This is a genomic window from Micromonospora sp. WMMA1976 (assembly GCF_027497335.1).
Taxonomy (GTDB): domain Bacteria; phylum Actinomycetota; class Actinomycetes; order Mycobacteriales; family Micromonosporaceae; genus Micromonospora; species Micromonospora aurantiaca.
In genome coordinates this window covers 5,204,080-5,220,778 of the sequence record NZ_CP114912.1, presented here as the reverse complement: position 1 = coordinate 5,220,778, position 16,699 = coordinate 5,204,080, and the positions used below count along the sequence as shown (strand labels likewise).

The 16,699-nt window shown below is 73.6% G+C and carries 19 protein-coding genes; 10 read left to right on the top strand and 9 right to left on the bottom strand.

From position 1 onward, the window contains the following. Positions 1-5: 5 nt before the first annotated feature. Complete coding sequence (locus tag O7546_RS23935) at positions 6-1,583, top strand: PAS domain-containing sensor histidine kinase (RefSeq protein WP_194800500.1); 1,578 nt, start codon at positions 6-8, stop codon at positions 1,581-1,583. Here the strand turns inward: O7546_RS23935 and O7546_RS23930 are convergent. Further along, complete coding sequence (locus O7546_RS23930) at positions 1,558-3,429, bottom strand: glycosyltransferase family 39 protein (RefSeq protein ID WP_281600066.1); 1,872 nt, start codon at positions 3,427-3,429, stop codon at positions 1,558-1,560. The two genes, O7546_RS23935 and O7546_RS23930, sit on opposite strands and share 26 nt — an antisense overlap. Before the next feature lie 511 nt (positions 3,430-3,940). On the opposite strand from O7546_RS23930, the gene O7546_RS23925 reads away from it, so the two are divergent. The 4 genes from O7546_RS23925 to O7546_RS23910 are packed head-to-tail and all read left to right on the top strand — an operon-like array spanning position 3,941 to position 7,282. Then, positions 3,941-5,650: a nitrite/sulfite reductase gene (locus O7546_RS23925; protein WP_269697608.1), complete on the top strand. Its 1,710-nt coding sequence runs from the start codon at positions 3,941-3,943 to the stop codon at positions 5,648-5,650. After that, complete coding sequence (locus O7546_RS23920; RefSeq protein ID WP_194800502.1) at positions 5,647-5,805, top strand: hypothetical protein; 159 nt, start codon at positions 5,647-5,649, stop codon at positions 5,803-5,805. The genes O7546_RS23925 and O7546_RS23920 overlap by 4 nt, the downstream gene beginning before the upstream one ends. Continuing rightward, the gene (locus O7546_RS23915; protein ID WP_194800503.1) at positions 5,802-6,551 is read left to right on the top strand and encodes a phosphoadenylyl-sulfate reductase; all 750 of its coding nucleotides are present in this window, start codon (positions 5,802-5,804) and stop codon (positions 6,549-6,551) included. The genes O7546_RS23920 and O7546_RS23915 overlap by 4 nt, the downstream gene beginning before the upstream one ends. Further along, complete coding sequence (locus tag O7546_RS23910) at positions 6,533-7,282, top strand: CbiX/SirB N-terminal domain-containing protein (RefSeq protein ID WP_194800504.1); 750 nt, start codon at positions 6,533-6,535, stop codon at positions 7,280-7,282. The genes O7546_RS23915 and O7546_RS23910 overlap by 19 nt, the downstream gene beginning before the upstream one ends. A gap of 63 nt (positions 7,283-7,345) precedes the next feature. Here the strand turns inward: O7546_RS23910 and O7546_RS23905 are convergent, their stop codons facing one another. Beyond that, the gene (locus O7546_RS23905) at positions 7,346-7,603 is read right to left on the bottom strand and encodes a WhiB family transcriptional regulator (RefSeq protein ID WP_013288358.1); all 258 of its coding nucleotides are present in this window, start codon (positions 7,601-7,603) and stop codon (positions 7,346-7,348) included. A gap of 447 nt (positions 7,604-8,050) precedes the next feature. Next, positions 8,051-9,001: a diacylglycerol kinase family protein gene (locus tag O7546_RS23900; protein WP_194800505.1), complete on the bottom strand. Its 951-nt coding sequence runs from the start codon at positions 8,999-9,001 to the stop codon at positions 8,051-8,053. A 43-nt stretch (positions 9,002-9,044) separates the two neighbouring features. Here O7546_RS23900 and O7546_RS23895 point away from each other — a divergent pair, with 43 nt between their 5' ends. Next, positions 9,045-9,446: a hypothetical protein gene (locus tag O7546_RS23895; RefSeq protein WP_269697607.1), complete on the top strand. Its 402-nt coding sequence runs from the start codon at positions 9,045-9,047 to the stop codon at positions 9,444-9,446. 54 nt (positions 9,447-9,500) lie between these two features. Here the strand turns inward: O7546_RS23895 and O7546_RS23890 are convergent, their stop codons facing one another. Genes O7546_RS23890 through sodN form a run of 3 tightly spaced genes read right to left on the bottom strand, consistent with a single transcriptional unit; the run spans position 9,501 to position 10,866 of the window. Then, positions 9,501-9,908 (bottom strand): ATP-binding protein, encoded by a 408-nt coding sequence (locus O7546_RS23890; protein WP_013288355.1) that lies wholly within the window; start codon positions 9,906-9,908, stop codon positions 9,501-9,503. Between the two features lie 32 nt (positions 9,909-9,940). After that, on the bottom strand, positions 9,941-10,465 hold the full coding sequence (locus tag O7546_RS23885; RefSeq protein WP_194800507.1) for a GNAT family N-acetyltransferase: 525 nt from the start codon (positions 10,463-10,465) through the stop codon (positions 9,941-9,943). Then, positions 10,462-10,866 carry a superoxide dismutase, Ni gene (gene sodN / locus O7546_RS23880; RefSeq protein WP_013288353.1) on the bottom strand — a complete coding sequence of 135 codons (405 nt, stop codon included), beginning with the start codon at positions 10,864-10,866 and terminating at the stop codon, positions 10,462-10,464. The genes O7546_RS23885 and sodN overlap by 4 nt, the downstream gene beginning before the upstream one ends. A gap of 78 nt (positions 10,867-10,944) precedes the next feature. On the opposite strand from sodN, the gene O7546_RS23875 reads away from it, so the two are divergent. The 3 genes from O7546_RS23875 to O7546_RS23865 all read left to right on the top strand — a co-directional run bounded on the left by O7546_RS23875 (position 10,945) and on the right by O7546_RS23865 (position 13,655). Beyond that, a complete protein-coding gene (locus O7546_RS23875) occupies positions 10,945-11,283 on the top strand; it encodes a S24 family peptidase (protein WP_194800508.1) in 339 nt (112 codons plus the stop codon). Positions 11,284-11,440: 157 nt separating this feature from the next. Beyond that, the gene (locus O7546_RS23870; protein ID WP_120573292.1) at positions 11,441-12,616 is read left to right on the top strand and encodes an NADP-dependent malic enzyme; all 1,176 of its coding nucleotides are present in this window, start codon (positions 11,441-11,443) and stop codon (positions 12,614-12,616) included. Positions 12,617-12,692: 76 nt separating this feature from the next. Then, entirely contained in the window at positions 12,693-13,655 is a 963-nt protein-coding gene (locus O7546_RS23865; protein WP_194800509.1) for a zinc-binding dehydrogenase, read from the top strand. Positions 13,656-13,659: 4 nt separating this feature from the next. Here the strand turns inward: O7546_RS23865 and O7546_RS23860 are convergent, their stop codons facing one another. From O7546_RS23860 to O7546_RS23850, 3 genes are all read right to left on the bottom strand, one after another. Continuing rightward, positions 13,660-14,625 (bottom strand): chlorophyllase, encoded by a 966-nt coding sequence (locus O7546_RS23860; protein WP_194800510.1) that lies wholly within the window; start codon positions 14,623-14,625, stop codon positions 13,660-13,662. Positions 14,626-14,665: 40 nt separating this feature from the next. Further along, on the bottom strand, positions 14,666-15,199 hold the full coding sequence (locus O7546_RS23855) for an aminoglycoside adenylyltransferase (RefSeq protein WP_194800511.1): 534 nt from the start codon (positions 15,197-15,199) through the stop codon (positions 14,666-14,668). Between the two features lie 135 nt (positions 15,200-15,334). Then, entirely contained in the window at positions 15,335-16,333 is a 999-nt protein-coding gene (locus O7546_RS23850) for an alpha/beta hydrolase (RefSeq protein WP_281600065.1), read from the bottom strand. 181 nt (positions 16,334-16,514) lie between these two features. Here O7546_RS23850 and O7546_RS23845 point away from each other — a divergent pair, with 181 nt between their 5' ends. Continuing rightward, on the top strand, positions 16,515-16,688 hold the full coding sequence (locus O7546_RS23845; RefSeq protein ID WP_269697605.1) for a hypothetical protein: 174 nt from the start codon (positions 16,515-16,517) through the stop codon (positions 16,686-16,688). Positions 16,689-16,699: the final 11 nt, after the last annotated feature.

The window sequence follows — 16,699 nt, the reverse complement described above, 5'->3', positions numbered from 1 at the left end:
GTGGCGTGTCCACCCTCCGTGACCTCGCCGAGGAGCACACCGCGCTCCGCCCGGCCGACATCGACCACCTGCACCGGATCGCCGGCGACTGGCAGCTGCTGTCCGACCTGTCCTTCGCCGACCTGCTGCTCTGGGTGCCGGTGGACGGTGACGGCACGTTCCTCTGCGTGGCCCAGGTCCGTCCCACCACCGCACCGACCGCCTACCTGGACGACCAGGTCGGGCGCATCGTCGGCGGGGCCGAGGTGGCCCACCTGGAGGTGGCCCACCGGCAGGGACGGATCTGGCGCGAGGGCGACCCGGTCTGGTACGGCGACGTCCCGGCCCGCCACGAGGCGATCCCGGTCCGGCTGCGCACCGGCGACGGTGAGGCCGGCGAGGTGATCGCCGTGGTGGGCCGGGACACCAACCTGTCCACCGCGCGCACCCCCAGCCAGCTCGAACTGAACTACCTGACCACCGCCGACGACCTCGCCCAGATGATCGCCGACGGCACGTTCCCGCCGCCCCGGCACCCCGGAGAGACCACCTCGGCGCCCCGGGTCGGCGACGGCCTGGTGCGGCTCGACGCCAACGGCAAGGTCACCTACGCCAGCCCGAACGCGCAGTCCGCGTACCGCCGCCTCGGCTACGCCTCCCACCTCGTCGGCGAGGATCTGGCCAAGCTGCACCGGCGGCTCGCCGGCGACCCCCTCGAAGGCACCGACGCGGGCAACGCCGTGCTCGCCGCGCTGCGCGGCGAGGCGCCGCCACGCCGGGAGATCGACGCCCGCGGCGCCACCATGCTCACCCGGGCGCTGCCGCTGATGCCCGCCGGAGTGCCGATCGGCGCGCTGGTGCTGGTCCGCGACATCACCGAGGTACGCCGCCGCGACCGCGCCCTGATCACCAAGGACGCCACCATCCGGGAGATCCACCACCGGGTGAAGAACAACCTCCAGACCGTCGCCGCGCTGCTGCGCCTCCAGGCCCGGCGGGTCGCCATGCCCGAGGCGCGGGTGGCGCTCGAAGAATCGGTACGCCGGGTCGCCTCGATCGCGCTCGTCCACGAGACGCTCTCCCTGTCCAGCGACGAGGCGGTCGAGTTCGACGGCATCGTGGACCGGGTCGCCAGCGCCGCCACCGAGGTCGCCGCCACCGAGGTGAGCGTGGGCATGCGCCGCCGCGGCACGTTCGGCATCCTGCCCGCCGAGATCGCCACCTCGCTGGTGATGGTGCTCAACGAACTGCTGCTCAACGCCGTGGAACACGGCTTCCCGCCGGCCGACGAGGAGACCGCTGCCCCTTCTCCGGTGGAGGGGGCGGTTTCCGCGTCCCGGCCCGAGGTGGTGGTGACCGCGCACCGGGCCCGCAAGCAGTTGCACGTCACAGTCACCGACAACGGCCGGGGACTGCCCGAGCAGTTCGATGCCGAACGCGGTGGCAACCTGGGCCTCCAGATCGTCCGGGCGTTGGTCACCGGCGAGCTGCGCGGCACCATCGAGCTGCGCAACGGCGCCGACGGTGGCACCGAGGCGGCCATCGTCGTACCGCTTGCCCGCGGCACCACCGACCGCCTCACCGGACGAGCAGGGCCACCGTGATCCCCGGGCGCGGCCACACCCGCCGCACCGTGTAGCCCGCGCGCAGCGCGTCGCCCTTCGATCCCGGCACCGCCGCCAGTGGGTCGGCGCGGCGGCCGGTGACCACCAGCCACACCCGGTCCACCCCGGCCAGGCACCGCGCCGGGTCGTCGCACTCCACGGCCCAGAGGCTCGCGTCCTCACGCTGGTCGCGGACCACGAGCAAGTCGCGCGGCAGCCTCGGCCCCAGGTGGTACGCCATGCCGAGATCCGGGAACAACCACCCGTCCCGGGGCGAGTAGACGATCGCGTCGCCGGGCTGCTGCTCGGTGCCGATGATCCCGGCCGCGCCCGCATAGTCGACCGGTGCGCTGCGCGGCCACTCGTGGGTACGGCGCAGGGCCGCCTGATCGGGCAGCCCGAGCAGCCCGGCCAGGACCACCACCGCGATTCCCGCCGCGACCCGTCCGCGCGGCGACGTCGGTTCTTGCTCTGCTTCCGCGGGCGCGGCAGTGCGGCCTGCTGCGGCGGGTGTCGCCGTGCGCTCTGGTCCGGCGGACGTTGCTGTTCCCGGCGCTCGGGCCGGTGCGGGAGTGACCCGCGCGGCAGCCAGCGCGGCGCCGGCAAGTACGCAGGCGAACGGCACGGTGAAGACGAGGTAGCGGGTCACCCACAGCGGCACCGTCGTTCCGGCGGCGAAGACCAGCAGCACCGGCAGCATTACGGCGGCGACCGGCAGCAGCGCCCGGCGACCCAGCCGGGCCGCACCGAGCGCCGCGAGCGCGAGCACGAACCCGCCGACGACGCCGCTCTGCGCCAGCGCGCCCGGTAGTGCCGCCAGGTCGGGCAGCCGCGCCGGGTCCACCCAGTCGAGCTGTCGACCGCGCTGCCCCCGGGCGACCAGCGCCAGCGGGGTGACGAGCACGACGACCGGCACCAGCGCCAGCAGCCACCCGACCAGCACCCGTCGGCCGGGCGCCGACGCCTCCCGAGCCTCGCCGGTCACGTCTTGCGGTTCCGCTTCCGGCGCGTCCGTGCCGTGCTCCCTGCTCCCGGGATGCGGTGACACCCGTGGCGTTCCACCGGCATTCGATCTCGTGGCTGGGTGGAACGCCGTGGGTGTCTGCGGGGCATCGTGACACCCGTGGCGTTCCACCGGCGCTCGATCTCGTGGCCGGGTGGAACGCCGTGGGTGTCTGCCGCGTGGCCGGCTCGCGTCGGGCATCTCGGCTCGGGACTGGCCGGGCGGATCGACGACCGCCGCGGGGCCATGTGCGGCGGTCAGCAGCACCACCACGGCGTGCGCCGCGAGCAGGGTGAGCGCGATCAGGTGAAGCAGGCCGAGTGCGGCGACCGCTGCGGCGTACCCCGCCCAGCGCCACCGCCCCGGCCGGCGCAACGCCTCGACCAGCAGCAGCGTGGCCAGCACGGCGAGCAGCGTCGCGAGGGCGTACGGGCGGGCCTCCTGGCCGTACCGCGAGGTGACCGGCAGGACCGCGAACAGCAGTCCGGCCAGCAGCCCGGCGCGACAGCCGACGAGTATCGCGCCGAGGCGGGCGGTGAGCGCGGCAGCCACTGCCATCGCGAGCGCGGAGGGCAGTCGCAGCGCCGTCGGCGACGTACCGGCCAGCGCCGTCCAGCCGTGCATGAGGAGGTAGTAAGGGCCGGTGGCGGCGTCGATCGTGCGGGTCATCCGGGCCAGGTCGGGGAGCGGGCGGGAGGCGGCGCTCCAGGTGGCCAGCTCGTCCCGCCACGGCTGGGCGTGCCCGATGCCCGCCAGCGTCACCACGAGCGTGAGCAGTCCGGGCACCACCCACACCACCGGACCCGGCCGGCCGTGGACGGACGCGGGCGCGAACCTCCTCACCCCCGCAGCCTCACACGCTCAGCCCTTCCCGCCCGCCCGCTCCACCGATTCCCACCCACCCGGCCCACCCCGCCCTCGCCCCGGGCGCACCCCTGCCCCGTCGATCATGAAGTTGGCGGCACTCACCGTCCCTTTTGTCCCCGCCAACTTCATGATCAACAGTGTGGTGGGCGGGGCGGGAGGGCGAGGCAGGGGCAGGGGCAGGGGTCGATGTGGGGGTGGTGGGCCCGTGATGTGGGATCACAGTGCGGAGCTGTGGTCGTGCGGGGCGTGGTGTGGCAGCATGAGGCACATGACCGCCGCTGTCGTCCGCCGCTTCGTGGCTCGTCGCCACGTCGATTACGGCCGCGTGCGCAGCGCGATCTGTCCGGCCCACTGACGACGCCCGACCTTTCCGTCTCGGGCGCGTACTCGCGCCGGCCGTCATCGACATCGCCGTCCACGGCCCTCTTCAGGGCCGGCCGCCGCGTCCGCGCTCCAGGCACCGCAGCAGACCATGGAGGACGCCGCGATGGCGGTCAGCAGCACCCCGACCCGTCCCGACACCCCGGCGCCTGCCGCCCGTGCGCCCCGCCGGCCACGCGGCGAGGGGCAGTGGGCGCTCGGACACCGTGAGCCGCTCAACCCCAACGAGCGGATCAAGAAGGACGACGACCCGCTGAACGTGCGGGACCGGATCGAGAACATCTATGCCCACCGCGGTTTCGCCTCGATCGACCCGCAGGACCTGCGTGGCCGGTTCCGCTGGTGGGGCCTCTACACCCAGCGCAAGGCCGGCATCGACGGCGGGCGTACCGCAGTGCTGGAGCCGCACGAGCTGGAGGACGAGTTCTTCATGCTCCGGGTCCGGGTGGACGGCGGCCAGCTCAACCTGGCCCAGCTCCGCGTGATCGCGGACATCTCCCGGGAGTTCGCCCGGGACACCGCCGACATCACCGACCGGCAGAACATCCAGTACCACTGGATCCGGGTGGAGGACATGCCGGAGATCTGGCGCCGGCTGGAGGCGGTCGGCCTGCAGACCACCGAGGCGTGCGGCGACTGCCCCCGGATCGTGCTCGGCAGCCCGGTCGCCGGAGTGGCCCGCGACGAGGTGCTCGACCCGACCCCGGCGATCGACGAGATCGTCCGCCGGTACGTCGGCGACAAGGCGTTCTCCAACCTGCCCCGCAAGTTCAAGACATCGATCTCCTGGCTGGTCGACACCCCGTACGAGGCGAACGACATCTCGTTCCTCGGCGTGGAGCACCCGGAGCACGGGCCCGGCTTCGACGTCTGGGTGGGTGGCGGGCTGTCCACCAACCCGATGCTGGCCAAGCGGCTCGGCGTCTGGGTGCCACTGAACGAGGTGCCGGACGTGTGGGCCGGTGTGGTCGGCATCTTCCGCGACTACGGCTACCGTCGGCTGCGCAACCGGGCGAGGCTGAAGTTCCTGGTCGCCGACTGGGGCGTGGAGCGCTTCCGGGAGGTGCTGGAGAAGGAGTACCTGGGCCGCACGCTGCTCGACGGTCCGGCCGCGGACCTGCCGGCGAAGCCGGTCGACCACATCGGTGTGCACCGGCAGAGTGACGGCGCGAACTACGTGGGTGCGGCCCCGGTGGTGGGCCGGGTCTCCGGCACCCAGTTGGCGCAGCTCGCCGACGTGGTCGAGGCGCACGGCAGCGACCGGGTGCGGCTCACCCCGTACCAGAAGCTGCTCGTGCTGGACGTGGCGCCGGAGCGAACCGAGGAGCTGGTCACGGCGCTGCGCGGGATCGGGCTGGAGGCCCGGCCGTCGGCCTGGCGGCGCGGCACGATGGCCTGCACCGGCATCGAGTTCTGCAAGCTCGCGATCGTCGAGACCAAGCGGCGCGGCGAGGAGCTGGTCGCGCGTCTGGAGGAGCGGCTGCGCGACTTCGACGCGGACATCTCCATCCACCTCAACGGGTGCCCGAACGCCTGCGCCCGCACCCAGGTCGCCGACATCGGGCTCAAGGGCCAGCTCGTGGTGGGTCCGGACGGCCGGCAGGTCGAGGGCTTCCAGGTGCACCTCGGCGGCGGCCTGGGCATGGCGCAGGGGCAGACCGCCGGCTTCGGCCGCAAGCTGCGCGGTCTGAAGACCACCGCCGAGGAACTTCCGGAGTACGTGGAACGGCTCGCCCGCCGCTACCTGGCCGGCCGGACCGAGGGTGAGACGTTCGCCAACTGGGTGATCAGAGCCGACGAGGAGGAGCTCCGATGAGCGACGCCAGATCTGCGCCTCTCTACTGCCCGTACTGCGGGGAGGAGGACCTGCGGCCGCACGAGGCCGGGCACGGCGCCTGGGAGTGCCACGCCTGCGCGCGGGTCTTCGCGGTGAAGTTCACCGGCCTGCTGGGCCGGGCGGTGACCCGGTGAGCGGCCTGGTCTCCGCCGCCGGCCTCGGGCTGATCGGCGCGGCCGAGCCGGCCCGCCGCGACCCGGAGGAGCTACGGGCGCTGGCCGAGGAGGCCGGCCGGGAGCTGGCCGACGCGCCGGCGATCGAGATCGCCCGGTGGGCGGTGGAGACGTTCGGCGAGCGGTTCTGCGTGACCAGCTCGATGGCCGACGGCGTGCTGGCGCACCTGGTCTCCCGGGTCGCGCCCGGCGTCGACGTGGTGTTCCTGGACACCGGGCTGCACTTCCCGGAGACGCTGAGGGTCCGCGACGAGGTGGCCCGGCGGATGCCGGTGCGGGTGCGGTCGATCCGGCCACGGATGACCGTGGGGCAGCAGGACGGCCAGTACGGTCCGCGCCTGTTCAACAGGTCCCCGGACGACTGCTGCCAGCTGCGCAAGGTGGAGCCGCTGGAGCGGGCGCTGTCCGGGTACGACGCCTGGGCCGCCGGGCTGCGCCGGGACGAGTCGCCGACCCGGGCGAACACGCCGGTGGTGGGCTTCGACGCGCGGCGCGGCAAGGTCAAGGTGAACCCGATCGCGGCGTGGACGCAGCGGGAGGTGGACGCCTATGTGGCCCGGTACGACATCCCGGTCAACGAGTTGTTCGCCCGCGGCTACGGCTCGATCGGCTGCTGGCCGTGCACCCGGCGGACGAAGGCGGGGGAGGACCCCCGGTCCGGCCGCTGGGCGATGTTCGAGAAGACCGAGTGCGGCCTGCACACCTGAGCGCCGGGCCACCGGTGGTGCTGGTGGCCCACGGCAGCCGTGACCCGCGTGCGGCGGAGGCGACCCGGGCGCTGGCCCGGGCCGTGGCGGACACCTGCCCCGGGCGTCCGGTGCTGCCGAGCTGGCTCGACCACACCGATCCCGGGCCGGCCGAGGTACTGCGCGGGCTGGCCGACGCCGGTCATTCCCGGGCGGTCCTGGTTCCGCTACTGCTGACCGCCGCGTACCACCGGAAGGTGGACATCCCGGCGGCGGTCGCGGCGGCGGGCGCGGACATCGAGGTACGGGTGACCGACGTGCTGGGGCCGACCGGCGGCGGGGTGGACGGCGGGCTGCTGGACGGGCTGCGCCGCCGTCTGGCGGAGGCGACCGGTGACGGGCCGGACGGGCTGGACGCGGTGGTGCTGGCGGCGGCCGGTACCCGGGATCCGGCGGCGCGGGCCTCGGTGGGCCGGGTCGCCGCGGCGTTCGGCGCCGGCCTCGGAGTGCCCTGCCGCGTCTCGTACGCCTCGGCGGCGCCCCCGGAGGTCGGCGGCGCGGTGACGCGACTGCGCGCGGCGGGTGCCCGCCGGGTCGCGGTGGCCGCCTACTTCCTGGCCCCGGGCCGGTTCCACGACGGGGTACGCGCGTCGGCCCGGTCGGCGGGCGCGGTCGCCGTGGCGGATCCCCTGACCGACCTGCCGGAGTTGGCCGACCTGGTCCGGCGGCGGGTGGCGGCGGTGGCGGGCTGACCCGGTCCGGGACAGCAGAACGCCCCGGCCGGAATCCCGGCCGGGGCGATCAGCGTGTACGGGTCAGGCGGAGTGAGCGCGCAGCACCCGGAGGCCGCCGCGGCGCTTCACCGCGCGACGCTCCTCTTCGCTCATCCCACCCCAGACGCCGGCGTCCTGACCGGACTCCAGCGCCCACTGCAGGCACTGGTCGGTCACGGGGCAGCGCCGGCAGACGGCCTTCGCCTGCTCCACCTGAAGGAGGGCCGGGCCGGACGTCCCGATCGGGAAGAACAGCTCCGGGTCCTCGTCGCGGCAGACCGAATCGTGGCGCCAGTCCATGGCGGCAACACTCCTCATTCTTAGTGGGTGGCCAGATAACGCTTCGTTGCTATTTCTATTTGCGTCCGCATTGCCGAATGGTGACGGTCAGCATCCATCAATTCGGCGCAGCGTGAGCAGGCTGTGGGGTGCCCGGACCTGCTGGAACAGCTCAACCGAACGAGCATATCCAGGCAATGTCCCGGCAACACGAGTTCGCTTGTGAATACTTTCACGAACTACAGCGATGTCAAGGGTGACGCTCGGAAAAACTCCGAACAGTGAGCGGGCTCACCACCCATTTGTCCGGGTTTGCCAGAGCCCTGGTTACCCGGCGTGCCACAGTCGATAATCAATGTAGTACGGTCTGCGTGACGTTGCTGACATTTCCGGCACCCTTCCTCGGCGTGGCGGCCACCGCGCCCGCGCGGCGGGGGGTCCGCGTCAACCGACTGGGATACCCGAGACCTAGCAGATTACTCTCAGTGCGGCCGGTACGGATGTGAATCGGACTTTCTCCCGCTCGCCGAGGTAGTCCCCGTCCAGCTGGAACGGCAACGGGCGCTCCGAGACCAGCGTGAACTCGGCCACGTCGTGCAGCCGCAGCACCTGCTTGCCGTGCGGATCCGGTCGCTTCGAGAAGAACTGCGCCGCCGTACGGGCGGTGCTGGCGACCCGCAGCCGCCGCAACGCGAGCACGTCGAGCCCGAGATCGAACGACGCCTCCGGGTTGGGGTTGATCTCGCGATCGCCCAGGTACGTCCACGGCGCGGTGTTCTGGATGATCGCGGTCGCCAGCTCCGCCTCGGGCGCCTCACCCGGGCGCTCCAGCGTGATCGACGGGTGGCGGCGGTCCGAGCCGACGAAGTACTGACTCGCTGTGGAACGGAAGTAGAGCGCCGGGGTGGAGACGCGCCCCTTCTTGCGGGCCTGCTCGACCCGGCGGATCACCGCCGCGTCCAGCCCGAAGCCGGCGCAGAACGTGAAGTAGCGGTCGTCCGCACGGCCCAGCCCGATCGTGCGGGACCGGCCCAGTCGCAGCCCCTCCAGGATCATGCTGGTGCCGTCCGGCCACTCCCGGGGCAACCCGAGCGCGCGGGCGAACACGTTCGTCGAACCGCCCGGCACGGTGGCCAGCGCGGGCAGCCGCTCGGCCGAGGTCTGTCCGGTACGGAACGTCGGCGGCTCCGCCGCCATCAGGCCGTTCACCACCTCGTTGACGGTGCCGTCACCGCCGAGCGTGACGACCAGGTCCACGCCCTCCTGGGCGGCCTCCCGGGCCAGGTCCGTGGCGTGGCCCCGTCGGCGGGTGTAGCGCACCGACAGGTCGACTTCACTGCGCAACGCCCGGACCAGCACGTCCCGGCTGCGCTCGCTGGTGGTGGTGGCCTTCGGATTGACCACCAGGACGGCCCGCATGGGCGGCACTGTACCGCGACTACCCACCGGTATCGTGGCGCCCGTGACGATCGACTCCGACCCGCTCCCCGGCACGCTGCGCGCCGCGGTGCTCCTGCTACGTGCCCAGGCGGTGGCGCTGGGGCTGATCGCGGTGTGGCTCATCTGGTCCGACCTCACCGCCGACACGACGGATCTGACCTCGGCACTGCTGGTGACCGTCTTCGCCGTCGGCGGCGCGGTGGCGCTCTGGGCGCTCGGCGGCGCGCTGTCCCGCCGCCGGGCCGGTGCCCGCGCGCCGGCCATCGTGCTTCAGCTCATGCTGCTGCCGGTCGGCTGGTTCATGGTCGAGGGCGGCATGGGCTGGCTCGGAGTGCCGCTGATCGCGCTCGGGATCGGCATGGTCGGGCTGCTGGTGAGCGGGCCGACCAACCGCGCGCTGGGTTTCGGCGAGCCGGCCGGCTGAGAGCCCGCCGGGCCTGGGCGCCGCCCGGCCTGAGCGTCGCCGGCCGCTGGTTGGTCAGAAGCCGCCGGCGCGGCGGGTCAGCAGCGAGATGGTGGCCCGGCCGCCGGACGCGTGGGCGTTCGCCCCGGTGGTCAGCGCGGTCAGCACCTTCCAGGCGAACGACGACTCGGACGGCAGCGTGGCGCCCCGGACCGTGGGCACCGTCACCTCGACGGTGAGGGCGTCGTCGGTGACCGCGAACCGGCACTCCAGCTCGGCGTCGCGGGTGGCGATGGCGAGCAGCATGGCGCACGCCTCGTCGACGGCGATGCGCAGATCCTCGATCTCGTCGAGGGCGAACTGGAGCCGGGCCGCGAGGCCGGCCGTGGCGGTGCGGAGCACGCCGAGGTAACCACCGTCGGCGGGCACGGTGAGGTGGACGACGTCGTCATCGGTCGTCGGGTGCCCGGTCAGTTGAGTCACGGCTCCTCCCCCCGGTGCGGGACTCTACCCGGTCAGCGGGCGGGGCGCGTGGGCGCGGCCTTCGCGTGCGTGGCGAGCTCGTGCAACGCCGGCCCGGCCAGGCGGTACGGCGTCCACTCGTCCATCGGCGTGGCGCCGATCGCGGCGTAGAAGCGGGCCGCCGGGTTCCAGTGGATCATCCACCACTCCAGGCGCTGGTATCCGCGCTCGACGCAGATCGCGGCGAGCGTGGCGAGCAGCATCCGGCCCGCGCCGGTGCCCCGGGCGGCCGGGCGGACGTAGAGGTCCTCCAGGTAGATGCCGTGCACGCCGGCCCAGGTGGAGAAGTTGAGGAACCAGAGCGCGAAGCCGACCGGCTGGTCCGACGCGTCGACGGCGACGTGGCCGTACAGCGCCGGGGACGGGCCGAACAGGGCCGCGTCGAGCTGTGCCGTGGTGAGGTGGCACTGCTCGGGCGCGCGCTCGTACTCGGCGAGTTCGTGCACCATGGCGACGACGGCCGGTACGTCCTCGGGACGTACCGGCCGGATCGTCGGAGTGCCGTCGGGCGACGTCACGCCTGCTTGGTCTCCCAGAAGATCTTCGAGATCTCGTCGATCTTCGCCAGCAGCTCGTCGGCCTTGGCCGGGTCGGTGCCGCCCTTGGCGCCGGCCGCGCCGGCCAGCTTGGTGGCCTCGTTGAACAGCTGGTGCAGGTGCGGGTACTTCTCGAAGTGCGGCGCCTTGAAGTAGTCGGTCCAGAGCACCCACAGGTGGTGCTTGACCAGCTCGGCCCGCTGCTCCTTGATCAGGATGGCGCGGGTGCGGAACTCCGGGTCGGTGTTGGCCTGGTACTTCTCGCAGATCATTTTGACCGACTCGGCCTCGATCCGGGCCTGGGCCGGGTCGTATACGCCGCAGGGCAGGTCGCAGTGAGCGCTGGCCGTCACCCGGGGCGTGAGGATGCGGGGAAGGCGCATCAGGGTCCTCCATGGGTTGTTTGCGATGATCCAAGACGACATTACTCCTGGAGACGCCCTCGGGGGCTGGGAGGTGACATGGCGCCCACCGGTGAACCTCCGGCCCTGCGCGGCCCGCTGGTGCCGGTGCTGGTGACCGGCCCGTCCATGGCCCCGACGCTGCGTCACGGCGACGCGGTGCTGGTCCGCACGAAAGGCCGGCCGGTACGCCCCGGCGACGTGGTCGTCGCGGTGTTCCGCAGCCGTCCCGATCTGCTCGTCGTCAAGCGGGCGGTGGAACCGCGCGACGGCGGATGGTGGTTGCGCGGCGACAACGAGTTCGTCACCGACGACTCCCGCGCGTACGGGGTGGCCGACGTCCGGGGCCGGGTGGTGGCCCGCTGGTGGCCGCGTCCGGGACGGGTCAGGAGCAGGTAACGACCGGAGCGGATATGACCCCGCTCACATACTGGGTGCCGAAGCGTGACTATGCTCGAAAAGTGCCCGGGTGACCCCCGCACCGCCGCGCCGCCGGTCGCTGACCACCGCTGACCACGCCGGCCGGTCCGTCTGCTCGACAGATCCTGGAGTCACCATGTCTTCGTCCACCCCGGACCCCGCCGATCCCGTCTTCCGCCTGCACGTCGGCGGCAAGATGGCAGTCGCCTCCACCGTGCCGCTGACCAGCCGCGAGGACCTCTCCCTCGCGTACACCCCGGGTGTCGCCCGGGTGTGTGAGGCGATCGCCGCCGACCCCGCGCTCGCCGACACCTACACCTGGGTGTCGCACACCGTCGCCGTGGTCACCGACGGTTCCGCCGTACTCGGTCTGGGCAACATCGGCCCGCGCGCCGCGCTGCCCGTGATGGAGGGCAAGGCGGTGCTGTTCAAGCAGTTCGCCGGCGTGGACGCGGTGCCGGTCTGCCTGGACACCCAGGACGTGGACGAGATCGTCGCGACGGTCAAGGCGCTCGCGCCCTCGTTCGGCGGGATCAACCTGGAGGACATCAGCGCCCCGCGCTGCTTCGAGGTGGAGCGCCGGCTCGACGAGGCGCTGGACATCCCGGTCTTCCACGACGACCAGCACGGCACCGCGATCGTGGTGCTCGCCGCGCTGCGCAACGCCGCGACGCTGCTCAACCGCAAGCTCGGCGACCTGCGGGTGGCGGTCAGCGGCGCGGGCGCGGCCGGGGTGGCGGTCACCAAGATGCTGATCGCCGGCGGCGTCGACCCGGACCGGGTGGTGGTGTGCGACTCGCGCGGCATCATCGGCCGGCACCGCGAGCTGACGGGCACCAAGGCCGAGCTGGCCGAGATCACCAACGCCGAGGGCCGGCAGGGCGACATCACCGAGGCGCTGCGCGACGCGGACGTGCTCGTGGGCGTCTCGGGCGGCCAGATCCCGGAGGCGGCGGTGGCCGGCATGGCCCCCGGCGGCATCGTGTTCGCGCTCGCCAACCCCACCCCGGAGGTGCACCCCGAGGTGGCCGCCCGGCACGTCGCGGTGGTCGCCACCGGGCGCAGCGACTACCCGAACCAGATCAACAACGTGCTCGCGTTCCCGGGTGTGTTCCGGGGCGCGCTGGACGCCGGGGCCACCCGGATCACCGACTCGATGAAGGTGGCCGCCGCCGACGCCATCGCCGGGGTGGTGGCCGAGTCGCTGACCGCCGACGCGATCGTGCCCTCGCCGCTGGACCCGCGCGTCGCACCGGCCGTGGCCGAGGCGGTCGCCGAGGCCGCCCGCCGCGACGGCGTCGCCCGCCGCTGAGATGTAGGGAAGGGGCCCTTCCTGACGCCTCCGGTAGAGGAAGGGCCCCTTCTTAACTGCTGCTCAGCTTGTTACCGTGCCGATCATGCGTGCTGCCTATGCCTCGGCCTTCGACGCCGACAACCCGCTCGCCGCGCTCGCCGTCGGCGACCGTCCCGAGCCGACCCACCCGCAGGACGACTGGGTCACCGTGCAGGTCCGGGCCAGCTCGCTCAACCACCACGACCTGTGGTCGCTGCGCGGCGTGGGGCTGACCGCCGGCCGGCTCCCGATGATCCTCGGCTGCGACGCGGTCGGCACCGACCCGGACGGCAACGAGGTGGTCATCTACCCGGTCGTGCCCACCCCCGGGGACCCGCGCGGGGTCTCCATCCTCTCCGAGCACTACCAGGGCACGTTCGCCGAGCGTGTCGCCGTACCCCGGATGAACCTGCTGCCGCTGCCCGACGGCCTGTCGGCGACCGACGCGGCGTGCCTGCCCACGGCCTGGCTCACCGCGTGGCGGATGCTGACCACCAAGGGCCGGGTCGCCGACGGCGAGTCGGTGCTGGTCCAGGGCGCCGGCGGTGGCGTGGCCACCGCGGCCGTCGCGCTCGGCGTCGCGCTCGGCAAGCGGGTGTACGCGACCAGCCGCGACGCCGGCAAGCGGGAGCGGATCGCCGAGCTGGGCGCGACCGCGCTGGAACCCGGCGCGCGGCTGCCGGAACGGGTCGACGTGGTGATCGAGACGGTCGGCGCGGCCACCTTCGACCACTCGCTGAAGTCGGCCGCCCCGCTGGCCCGGATCGTGGTCTCCGGCGCCACCGCCGGGCACGAGCCCAAGGTCAACCTGCGGCGGGTCTTCGCCATGCAGCTGGAGATCCTCGGCACCTCGATGGGCACCCCGGACGAGCTGACCGAGCTGCTCGCGTTCTGCGCCGAGCACGAGGTGCGCCCGGTGGTCGACCGGGTGGTGCCGTTCAGCGAGATCTCCGAGGCGTTCGCCCGGCTGCACTCCGGTGACGTCTTCGGCAAGGTGGTCGTCGACCACACCGCCTGACGTCTCAGAGCCGGTCGTCCAGGGTGGCCAGGCCGCCCCGGGCGGCGTCGGCCGGGAGGCGCTTCTTCGCCGCCGGGTCGCCGTAGAGCGTCCAGCGGAGGAACTCGACTGTGGTGTCGGCGACCACGCCCAGCGCCTTGCCGTCGCCGAGCAGCGCCCGGCCGTGGTCGCCCTTGGGCAGGCTGAGCATCGCCTTCGGCCACGGCACCGCGTCGAAGACGGCCTTGCCCGCGGCGTACGACACCACCTCGTCGGCCTCGCCGTGCACGAACAGCTGCGGCGCGGCGGCGCCGGCGAACGCGGTGCCCACACCGAGCGCGGTGCCGGCGAAGACGATGCCCGCGTCCAGCCGCTCGTCCCGGCCCGCGGTGAACAGCCCGATCGTGGTCACGCCACCGGCGCTGTGCCCGGTCGCGGCCACCCGCTCCGGGTCCAGCCGGCCGCGCAGCGGATCGCCGGCCTTCTCGCCCAGCGCGAGCACCCGGGTCAGCACGTACGACACGTCGGCCGGCTGGTTGAGCACGTCCAGCGGGTTGCCGTCGGTGCCCCGGGAGGTGTGCGGGAAACGCGGCGCGGCGACCACGAAACCGGCCGCCGCCCAGCGGGTCAGCAGCGCCTGGTAGTCCTCCGGCCGGGCAGTGAGCCCGTGGCTGAACAGCACCACCGGGAACCGCCCGTCCGCCGCCGGGGCGGACCGCTCGACCGCGCCACCGGCCGCGCCGGCCGCCGGGTACCAAAGCGTCACCGGCAACGGCCGGTCGCCGTCGCGGTTCAGCTTCACCTGGCGTACGCCGACAGCGAAGCTCTCCGTGGGAGCCTTGCCGGCGGGTACGCGCGGCGCCGGTGTGGCACTGGTCGGTGGGATGTCGGGGGCGGGCCGCCCGGCCGGGGCGGTGGGCTGCTGCGAGCAGCCGGCGAGGGCGGCGCCGAGGACGGCGGCGGTGAGCAGGGCGACGGGACGACGGCGCATGAACTCGATTGTGCCTCGCGATCGAGGCGGCCAGGCCCGGTCAGCGCGCCGGGTGACCACCCGCTGACGCCCGGAGTCGGGCCAGGTCGGCGGCGTCCTTGGCCCGGCGGGGGCGCTCCGGCATCCAGACCGGGAACATCTCCTTGAACTCGATCTGCGCCGCGACGCTGATGATCGGCGCCGTGAGCGTGCCGATTCGGCCGGGCGGCCCGGCCAGCATGCCGTCCGGCAGGCGCGTGCCCGCCCACGGTCCGGCGCCGACGACCACCCGGCCGTCCGCGTCCAGGTCGAGGTACGCGAAGCTCAGCTCGACGTCGTCGCGCAGCAGGTCGAGCTGCGTCGCGGCGGGCATCCGGGGATCGGGGCGCCAGCCGAGCGCGCCGAGCCGGTCGGCCAGCGTGTCGGCGTCGCGCCGCCGGCAGTACCAGTCGACGTCGACGTGCGGCCGGGTCACCTCGCCGAGGTGGAAGTCCATCGCCCACCCCCCGCGCAGCCACACGTTCACCCCGCACCCGCCGGCGACGTCGATCACTTCCCGGATCGCCCCCAGCTGCCGCCCCTCCAGCCTGTCCACCCCGGCACCCTACCCACCCCACTCCGCCCCGGGGGGAAGCGTCGATCATGAAGTTGGCGGCGACAAACCGGACAGCGAACGCCGTCAACTTCATGATCGACGGGACGACAGGGCGGGAGGCGGGAGTGCGGGGCGTCAGGTGGGGAGGGCTCGGGTGGTGAAGGTGGTGGTGGCCGGCGCTGTGGCGTCGGTGGGGAGGCGGTGCAGGGCGGCGCGGTCGGCGTAGAGCGTCCAGCGCAGGAAGTCGGTGGTGGTGTCGAGCACCTGGGGGAAGCCGGGCCGCCCCGGTGTCAGGTACTCGCCGTGGCCCTGACCGGTGAGGCTCAGGAAGGCGGCCGGCCCGAGACAGCGGGCGTACGCGGCCCGGCCGATCGACTCCGGCACGATCCGGTCGGCGCTCCCGTGCACGAACAGCATCGGTGCGAGCGGCCGGGAGGGGCCGGCGACCATGCGGCCACCGGCGATCACGATTCCGGCCCGCAGCGGGGACGACTGCCCGGAGGCGAACATGCCGAGCGTGGTGTGCCCGCCTGCCGAGTGCCCGGCGGCGGCGAACCGGTCCACCGCCAGGTGCGCCCCGAGCGGATCGCCGGGGCGGGCGCCCAGCCGGACCAGGTGACGGATCAGCCGCCAGGCGTCGGCGGGCTGGTTGCGGACGTCCTCCCGGGTGAACGCGCGGGCGCGCTGGTTCGTCCGCGGGTAGGTGGGCGCGACCACCACGAACCCGGCGGCGGCCCAGCGGCTGGTCAGCGCCGCGTGCAACGCGGGCAGGCTGCGCAGCCCGTGGCTGTAGAGGACCACCGGGAACCGTCCGGCGGCGAACGGCGCTCCCGGCCGGACGCGCGGTCCGCGCGCCGGACCGGGACTCGCCGGTACGGCCCGGGGGGAGCCGGAGGCAGTGGCGGAAGCAGACGTGGGCGGCCCGGGCGAAGACGGGGTGGCCGGGTACCAGACGGTGACCGGCAGTTGGCGCCTGCCGTCCGGGTCGAGCGTGAACTGCCGCATCCCCACCGCGTACGAGCGTTCCGGCGCAGGCCCGACGCCTGCCGGGACCGGGTCGGACGTGGCCACGGCCGGGCCGCAACCGGCCAGCAGCGCCGTCATCAGCGCGGCGACCAGCCGCTGCCCCCTCACACCTGCACGGTAGGCAGCCGAGCGGTCGGTCCGCGCCCGCCGTCCGGGCCGGTCGGCGCCGCCACCCGGGCGGCTACCGCCTCCACCGGGTGGCCGGGTTTGCCCGATCCCGCCGACCGGATCCGCAGGTGGCGGCCCGGCGGGGCGGACCGGTCCGGTGGGCTTCGCTAGGGTCAGCCGCATGGCTGAGAACTACACCGACCCGAGTGGCAACACCGCGCAGTTCCGCGCATTCGTCGATTCTCCCGAGCCGGCCGCGTCGGCGTCGGCGCCGTCGCGCCTGCCGCTGATCGCCGGTGCGGCAGTCGCCGCCGTCGTGGTGGTCGCCCTGATCGCCTGGATCGCCCTGGGCTGACCGGGGTTGCT